We start from the raw sequence: 6,912 nt of genomic DNA on the forward strand, positions 1-6,912 counted from the left end.
GTTGCGAGTCCGCTGGATGCGCTGGCGGATTAGGATACATCCACCAGCTCCTCCTTTGCGGGGCGCCGGAGCTGTTTGATCGCGTACTCGCGCTGCATGGCGGCGGACTGGCTGTCGTAGGTTTCGGTGTGGATAACCTCGACGGGGGTGCGTCCGCGGGTGTATTTGGCGGCGGTCCCGGCGTTGTGCTCGTCTACGCGACGCTCCACATCGGTGGTGTAGCCGGTGTAGTAGGTGCCATCCGCGCATTCGAGGATGTAGACGTGGTGCGGCATGTCAGAGTTGGTTGTTGTCGGTAATACAAGATCGCAAGCGTTGCTTATCGCTTTGTCTACCGGCGTGGGGCCCTTTTGTCTTGGTATCTATTTAGCGACGTGCCGTCCTGGACACGTGCAGTGCCGATGGCATTCGCCCCACAGATTGCCGGGGACGTAAGCGGTACCGACAGTGGTCGGCACAGGTTACCCGGCTATGGGTTTCCTTAGCCCGGGATCAGGAGCGAAGCGGATATCCCGGGCGTTCATTCGTTCCCTACAAAAAACACGGCGTTGCTCATGAGGAGCTGGCCGTTGTGCCAGAAGCCACGCGTGAGTGGGTTGTCGACCAGGTAGGTGATGCGCCCCTGTCCGTGGGACTGCACGCCAAAGACGAGGGTGTCGTCGAGCTCCTGCTGCGCTTCGTGGCCCATGAATCCGGTAAGCGGAGCCGTGTCTTCGAGCGCGGCCACGGTCCAGCCGCTGTCGAGGTAGGCAAAGGCGCGGGCGGAGCGCTTCAGCGTGAAGTACCGTTCGATGCCAAACGCCAGCGGGTGCGAGCCGTCGAGCGTGGTGGCATGCACACTGCCGGGGGTGCCCCGGGTGGCGGCCTCGCGGGCGCGGTCTTCGTAGCGGTTCAGTTCGGGGGATGCGTCGGCGCTGTCTTCGTCGGCAGAGGGCGCTGCCAGGTCGAAGCCGTCGCGGCCCGACAGGGCGCTGTTCGCGGCGCCAAGGGCAATGACATGCCCGCCGTTCTGGATCCAGCGTTGCAGGGCCTCGGTGCGTTCCTCGGTGAGCCAGTCGCCGTACGATCCGCTGGGCATGATGAGCACGTCCAGGTCGCTTAGCCACTCGTCGCGGAAGTTGCCCGGTTCGAGCAGTGTCGCCGGATACCCGAGCTGCTGCTCAAAGAAATGCCACACCTCGCCCACGTTCAGCGAGGCGAGCGGGTCGCCCGCCAGCACGCCCACATGCGGCGCGTCGATGTAGCGGATGTTGCCGGAGCCCAGGTCGGGCTCTTCATCCATGAAGCCGGTAGCAGTGCGGTAGAGCGAGCGCTCGTGCTCGGCAGCGGTCTCTTGCACGATGCGGTCGAAGTCCGCGCCCATATTGCGGTTGTTGGCGCGCAAGATAGCGAGCGTGCCCGGCTCAAAGGTGCGTCCGTTCAGGTCGAACGCCTCACCGGCAAAGCGCACCTTCACGCCGGCCTCGATCAGGTCGGACAAGAACGAGGCGTCGGCGATGCTGTGCCAGTTCGCGAGGTAGGCGTACGGCCGCTCGGTGTCGGCGCCCTGCAAGGTCGGCGGCGCGGCTTCTGCATCCCCCGAAACCGACACGGACTGCTCCAGCACGTAGGCCTCCAGTCCGTAGGCGTAGGGCAGGCTCCAGCCGGTCATGTCGTAGGTGACGGAGTCGACGACGGTGGTGCGCGGCTCCATCAGCACTTTGGCGAGGCGGCCCTTCGGCTGGTTGAGCGATACCACGAGATCGCCCGGTTCGATGGCGGCAGACTGCTCGGTCTGGTCGGCGTAGCGCAGGCCGCTCCGCTGCGTGTCCGTTCCATCTCCGGCAATTGTCGAGGCGATGCCCTGCGCTTCCAGGTGCTCGTGCAGCGCGTGGATGCGGTCGTCGCGGGTGCCGGGCACGCCTTCGTCGTCGGCGTCGCGGGCTTTGACGAGGTACGCGCTGTAGTCGCCGGGGGGATTCGAGGCGGCGGTTTCGTGATACGACACGAATTCGTCGACGAGGCGGTCGGCCTCGCGGGCGGCGGTTTCGACGGTGGAGAGGCCGGTGGCATGGTGCCGCACGAAGCGATCGCGCAGGCTAAGGGTGTCGCCCTCCACCGTGTGCACCATGAGTCCGGCGCGCCCGGAGCCGCCCTGCTCGTAGGTCATGCCAATGGCGCCGTTGAAGGTGGGCCAGGTGTCGCCGTAGCCGGGATAGAAGAGGTCGAAGCGCTCGCGGGTGAAGTAGCGCCAGCCGTTTTCGTCGAAGTAGCGGGCGTGGTTGCGGCCTATTTCGGTCTGAATCTCGCGCTGCCACGCGGCAATGTCTTCGTGGAACGGGTCGGCAGCGGGTGCAAAGTAGTGTGGACTGTCGATGCCCTGCTCGTGGTAATCGACGTGGACGTGCGGCATCCAACGGTTGTAGAGCTGTAGGCGGTGCTGCGTCTCTTGCTGCGAGGCCCACGCCCAATCGCGGTTCAGGTCAAAGTAGTAGTGGTTGGCGCGTCCGCCGGGCCAGGGCTCCTGGTGCTCGCGAGCCATGCGGCGTGCGTTAGGCTGCGCGCCTACTGATTCGCGGTAAAAGTTGACGTAGCGGGCGCGTCCGTCGGGATTCACGAGCGGGTCGAGCAGCACCAGGGTGTTGTCGAGCCACGGCTGCGTCTGGTCGTTGGTGGGATCGGCCAGTTCGTAGAGCGTCTGCATGGCAGATTCGGTGCTCACGCTCTCGTTGCCGTGCACGTTGTAGCTGAGGTAGACGATGGCGGGCGCATCATCGGCGGTGGGCGCGCCGTCTTCGAGTCCGATGCGGCGCAGGTTGTCCTGGCGGATGGTTTCGCGCTCGGCGAGCAGGTCGGGATTGCTGATGTATGCCACCATGAGCGTGCGGCCTTCGTAGCTTTCGCCGTAGGGCTCGGCCTCCACGTTGGGCGAGGCAGCAGCGACATGCTCTACATAGTCCATAACGCGGTGATGCGGGGTGAACTGCGATCCCATCTCATAGCCCAGGAAGTCGGCGGGCGACTGCAGGTCGGTGGACTGGGCGGTGGCGGGTGTCGCCGTAGCGGACATCAGCCCGAGGGCGGCCAGGAGCAGGTGCCGAAGATGAGGCGAAGCGGTCGGGACATAGGCGAGAGCGTGCACATGAGCGATTCGAGCCAGCAGGGGGGCGGAGCGAGTGGAGATCGGTAGGTATTGGGCCAGGGGCAGCCACCTATCGCTTTCTCCTAATAGAATAAGGTAGGGGATGCGCGGGTCGGTGTCCAGTCCCAATGTGGCTTAACCAATGAGGTGCGCGGGGGAACGCACGAAAACCGCTTCCGTAGCGCACAAGTCGTTTATGCGTTGTTCATTTTTAGTCTACACGTCGTATGTCTACAATCAACTTGTCGCGATCGCACAGCATGGGCACCGGTGACGCCCGCACCGCTGTGGAGAAGGTGGCCGACCAGCTCAAGCAGAAGCTCGGAGCCGATTATCACTGGGAGGACGATACCCTGAAGTTTGACGGGGGCGGCGCCAGCGGCACCATTGATGTGGAGCCGGAGACGGTGCATGTTGAGATTAAGCTGGGTATGCTGCTTTCGGCCATGAAGGGCACGGTGAAAGAGCAGGCGAAGGGCTACCTGGACCAGTATTTGAAGTAGGTTAGGGGTGGATGTGTGGAGGTGCGGAGGTGCCTCTTCCACACGTCCCCACCTCACTTTCGCATATCCACACCTACGCCGTATCCGCGGGTGGCCAGCAGCCGAGGAGGCGGCGCACGGTGACGAGCTGGCCGATGTGGTAGGCGTTGTGGTCGAGCACGATGAGGGCCGAGCGCAGCAGTGTGTGGGTGTCGTGGGTCGGCACCGGCTCGAACGGGTCGGACTCGTCGAGCAGGGCCAGGAGCGTGTCACGGTCGGCCACGACGGTTTCGCAGCTGGTGTGCCAGGCGTTGCGCGAGGGCGGGATGGGCGCATCGGGCCAGTAGGCAGCGGGCCAGGTGTCCGGGGCGTAGTCGTCGTTCTGGCTGTAGCGCAGCAGGTCGGCCTGCGCCAGGCGGATGTGCTCCACGAGCTCCCAGCCAGAGTACGGCAGTCCCTCTGGACGCACCCCGCGCTGGCCGTGGGGCCAGTCGGCCACCGCATCCTGAAACGAGGCGTGCGCGGGGAAGTCGCCAATGAGGCTTTTGCGGATGTGCTGGCGCAGGGCGTCGTGCATGGCAACAGGAAAGCTTGGGAAGAAGAAACGGTTGCGTATCAGACGGGACGCGCCTATGCTATGTTTGAAAAGAGTATGCGCATCCTGCCGTGCCCCTTGTACAAGCTACTACATCGATGACGCACTGGCTACGTCGCGGATTGGTGGGCGCGCTTCTTGTGTGGGGCGTGGTGCTGGCTGTGCAGTGCGAGCAGCCCGCCGTTGACGCTGCCGAAGAAGCTTCTGGGCCGTATACGCTGTACGTGGTGCGCCACGGCTGGCATGCTGGACTCGTACTGCCGCGCGCGGCGCTGGGGAATACGGTGTGGCCCGTGCTCGACGACTTTCCGCCGACCGAATACGTCGAAGTCGGGTGGGGCGAGGCCGCCTACTACCCGAATCCCGATGCCGGACTGGGCACGCTGCTGCGCGCGGGGCTGTGGCCTACGGCCAGTGTTGTGCATGTTGCGGTGTTCGACGGGCCGGTGACCGACGCCTTTCCGCAGCACGCCATCGCCGCCATTCCGGTGTCCGAGACCGGGATGCGTCAGGTGGCCGCGTTCGTAAAGCAGAGCATGAACAGTGCGCATCCCGATCCGGTAGCACCGGGACGCTATCACAAAAGCGCTTTTTTTTCGTCGTCGCTTCCGTATCATGGGCTCAACAACTGCAACCAGTGGACTGCGGGCGCGCTGCGGGCGGCGGGCTGCCGGGTAGCTCCCTGGCGCACCCTGCGCGTATCCCGCCTGATGCACGATGCACAAACCTGTGGTCGCTGGATTCAATCTGCTCATTAAAGCGTATGCCTATGCACATCCACTTCTGCAACCCCGACATCGCCGAGCACCCTACCGGCGGCAATCGCTACAACACGGCGTTGCGCACCGCGTGGCCCCCGAACGACACGCTCACCACCGGCACTGCATGGGCCGACGCACCCGCCGAGGCCGACGCGTGGATCGTTGACAGCCTGCTCCTGCGCGATGACGGATTGCTCGATGCCTGGGCCACGGGGCCGCCCGCGATGCTCGTGGCGCACTACCTGCACCTGACCGATCCGAACGAGGCCGACTCCCGCGCTGCACAGGAAGAAGCCGATCGCCTGTCGTTGTTTGGGGGATACGTAGCGCCCAGCCGCTTTGTAAAGCAGCAGCTCAGCCCCCACGACATTGCGCCCCGCCGCATGGTTGTAGCGCCGCCCGGACTGGACCACGCCTTTCGCACGGGCCGCAACGCGGCGGAGACGGCCCTCGTCCCGCCGGCCCATCTTTTGACTGTGGCGAACCGCCTCCCCAACAAACAGCTCATTCCGTGCCTGCACATGCTCGAAGCCCTGCGCGACGTGCCGTGGCAGTGGCACGTCATCGGCGACGAGACGCTCGACCCCGAGCACGCCGCCGCCTTCCGGGAGGCCGTCGCCGCCTCGTCCGTGTCCGATCGGGTGCACGTGCAGGGAGCCGCGTCGGAGCAAGATGTGCGCGCCGCCTACGCCCGTGCCGACGTGGTGCTCTGCCCGTCGCGCTTTGAGACGAGCGGCATGGTCGCGCGCGAGGCGCTGGCCGCGGGGGTGCCGGTGCTCGGCTTTCGGGTGGGTGGGTTGCCCGAAACGCTGGGTGCGCTGTCCGCAACGTGCCTCGTGCCTGCGGGCGACTTTGCAGCACTGCGGATGCGCTTGCAGGAGGTGCTTACCACCCCGCGCCTCCACACGCAGATTGCGTGGCAGGCGGTGCGCGTAAGCCGCGGCACCCCCTGCTGGGTCGAGACGGCATGGCGCATCCGCCAGTTTGTGCAGCAGGTGGCCGTCTGATGTATACCACTCAACGGGGCGAGAGCCCCTGAACGATCTGCGTTGCACAGCAGAGCCTACGACGGGGGGTATCTTTTGCTCATACAGCAACTGCCCCCACCTTTCCCCTTGCGCTCGTCGCGAGGCCCTGTACCTTTTTGAGGCTAATCACAGGACCAGGAACCGATGGCACCCCGTCGGTGCAATAGCAGCGGACGCTCCTGCGTACGACCCGCAGTGTCGAATCTATTCTGTTGCGCCTTCGCTGGGGACGCGAGCGGTTCAGACCCATACAGAGAGGCTGTTTGCATCCCCTACTGCTCTGTCACAGGTCAATGGTTGGGTTGCAACGTGCCCCGTTTACATGCTGTCATCTTGAGCGAAGCGGCTCCGCCAAGGAGACGCGGAGTCCTGACATGAGCGAAGCGACTGATGAACGCAGTGAATAAAGATCTCCCTGGAGGTTGGCAGGGGCCTCATGTCCATCTGGCGTTACCAGGCCCCGAGGAGATGGTTCGACTGCGCTCACCATGACAGGCTTCGTGGAGGCTGATTGCAAGACAACCATCAAAATGAGGGTTGACACAGCACCAAGTAAAGACAGGCATGAAGTTGGGGGTTTGTGCGTTTCAAACCGGTATCATGTGCGCCCCGACGTTACTTAATACACGCTCTCATTCGTACGGTGCTGCGTTTCACATACGTGTTTGATCTATATGATGTTACGTCATCCCTCCCCCTACATCCCCCCTCCTCTGAGGGGGACTTGAGGAATGCCTTCCACGGTTCCTTCCTCCTCGGGGAGGACAGGTAGGATGGAGGGGAAGGTCCGATCTCCTGTAATATGAACGACGCCGACCATTTCCCTCATCAAGGTCTTTCCCGGATGTTTCAACAAGGGTGATGTTATCCGATCCATTGAATTGCAGCATATCGGGTATATAACGTTCAAGCTGCACCGACCGGT

The 6,912-nt window shown here is 63.9% G+C and carries 6 protein-coding genes; 3 read left to right on the forward strand and 3 right to left on the reverse strand.

The genetic code is table 11. The features are described from left to right. Positions 1-29: 29 nt before the first annotated feature. Entirely contained in the window at positions 30-275 is a 246-nt protein-coding gene (locus R6U20_RS11040; protein WP_410337912.1) for a GIY-YIG nuclease family protein, read from the reverse strand. A gap of 245 nt (positions 276-520) precedes the next feature. Then, the gene (locus R6U20_RS11045; protein ID WP_410337913.1) at positions 521-3,049 is read right to left on the reverse strand and encodes a M14 family zinc carboxypeptidase; all 2,529 of its coding nucleotides are present in this window, start codon (positions 3,047-3,049) and stop codon (positions 521-523) included. A gap of 299 nt (positions 3,050-3,348) precedes the next feature. On the opposite strand from R6U20_RS11045, the gene R6U20_RS11050 reads away from it, so the two are divergent. After that, on the forward strand, positions 3,349-3,624 hold the full coding sequence (locus R6U20_RS11050) for a polyhydroxyalkanoic acid system family protein (RefSeq protein ID WP_410337914.1): 276 nt from the start codon (positions 3,349-3,351) through the stop codon (positions 3,622-3,624). A gap of 73 nt (positions 3,625-3,697) precedes the next feature. On the opposite strand, the gene R6U20_RS11055 is transcribed toward R6U20_RS11050, so the two are convergent. Beyond that, positions 3,698-4,180: a DinB family protein gene (locus R6U20_RS11055; protein ID WP_410337915.1), complete on the reverse strand. Its 483-nt coding sequence runs from the start codon at positions 4,178-4,180 to the stop codon at positions 3,698-3,700. A 116-nt stretch (positions 4,181-4,296) separates the two neighbouring features. Here R6U20_RS11055 and R6U20_RS11060 point away from each other — a divergent pair, with 116 nt between their 5' ends. Continuing rightward, positions 4,297-4,956: a DUF2459 domain-containing protein gene (locus R6U20_RS11060; protein ID WP_410337916.1), complete on the forward strand. Its 660-nt coding sequence runs from the start codon at positions 4,297-4,299 to the stop codon at positions 4,954-4,956. 5 nt (positions 4,957-4,961) lie between these two features. Next, a complete protein-coding gene (locus R6U20_RS11065) occupies positions 4,962-5,966 on the forward strand; it encodes a glycosyltransferase family 4 protein (RefSeq protein WP_410337917.1) in 1,005 nt (334 codons plus the stop codon). Positions 5,967-6,912: the final 946 nt, after the last annotated feature.

It is taken from the genome of Longimonas sp., assembly GCF_046498435.1.
Taxonomy (GTDB): Bacteria; Bacteroidota; Rhodothermia; order Rhodothermales; family Salinibacteraceae; genus Longimonas.

What these genes read in the sequence shown, in the direction of transcription:
- R6U20_RS11040 (WP_410337912.1), bottom strand. Translation starts at nt 275, where the DNA reads ATGCCGCACCACGTCTACATCCTCGAATGCGCGGATGGCACCTACTAC.
- R6U20_RS11045 (WP_410337913.1), bottom strand. Translation starts at nt 3,049, where the DNA reads ATGTCCGCTACGGCGACACCCGCCACCGCCCAGTCCACCGACCTGCAG.
- R6U20_RS11050 (WP_410337914.1), top strand. Translation starts at nt 3,349, where the DNA reads ATGTCTACAATCAACTTGTCGCGATCGCACAGCATGGGCACCGGTGAC.
- R6U20_RS11055 (WP_410337915.1), bottom strand. Translation starts at nt 4,180, where the DNA reads ATGCACGACGCCCTGCGCCAGCACATCCGCAAAAGCCTCATTGGCGAC.
- R6U20_RS11060 (WP_410337916.1), top strand. Translation starts at nt 4,297, where the DNA reads ATGACGCACTGGCTACGTCGCGGATTGGTGGGCGCGCTTCTTGTGTGG.
- R6U20_RS11065 (WP_410337917.1), top strand. Translation starts at nt 4,962, where the DNA reads ATGCCTATGCACATCCACTTCTGCAACCCCGACATCGCCGAGCACCCT.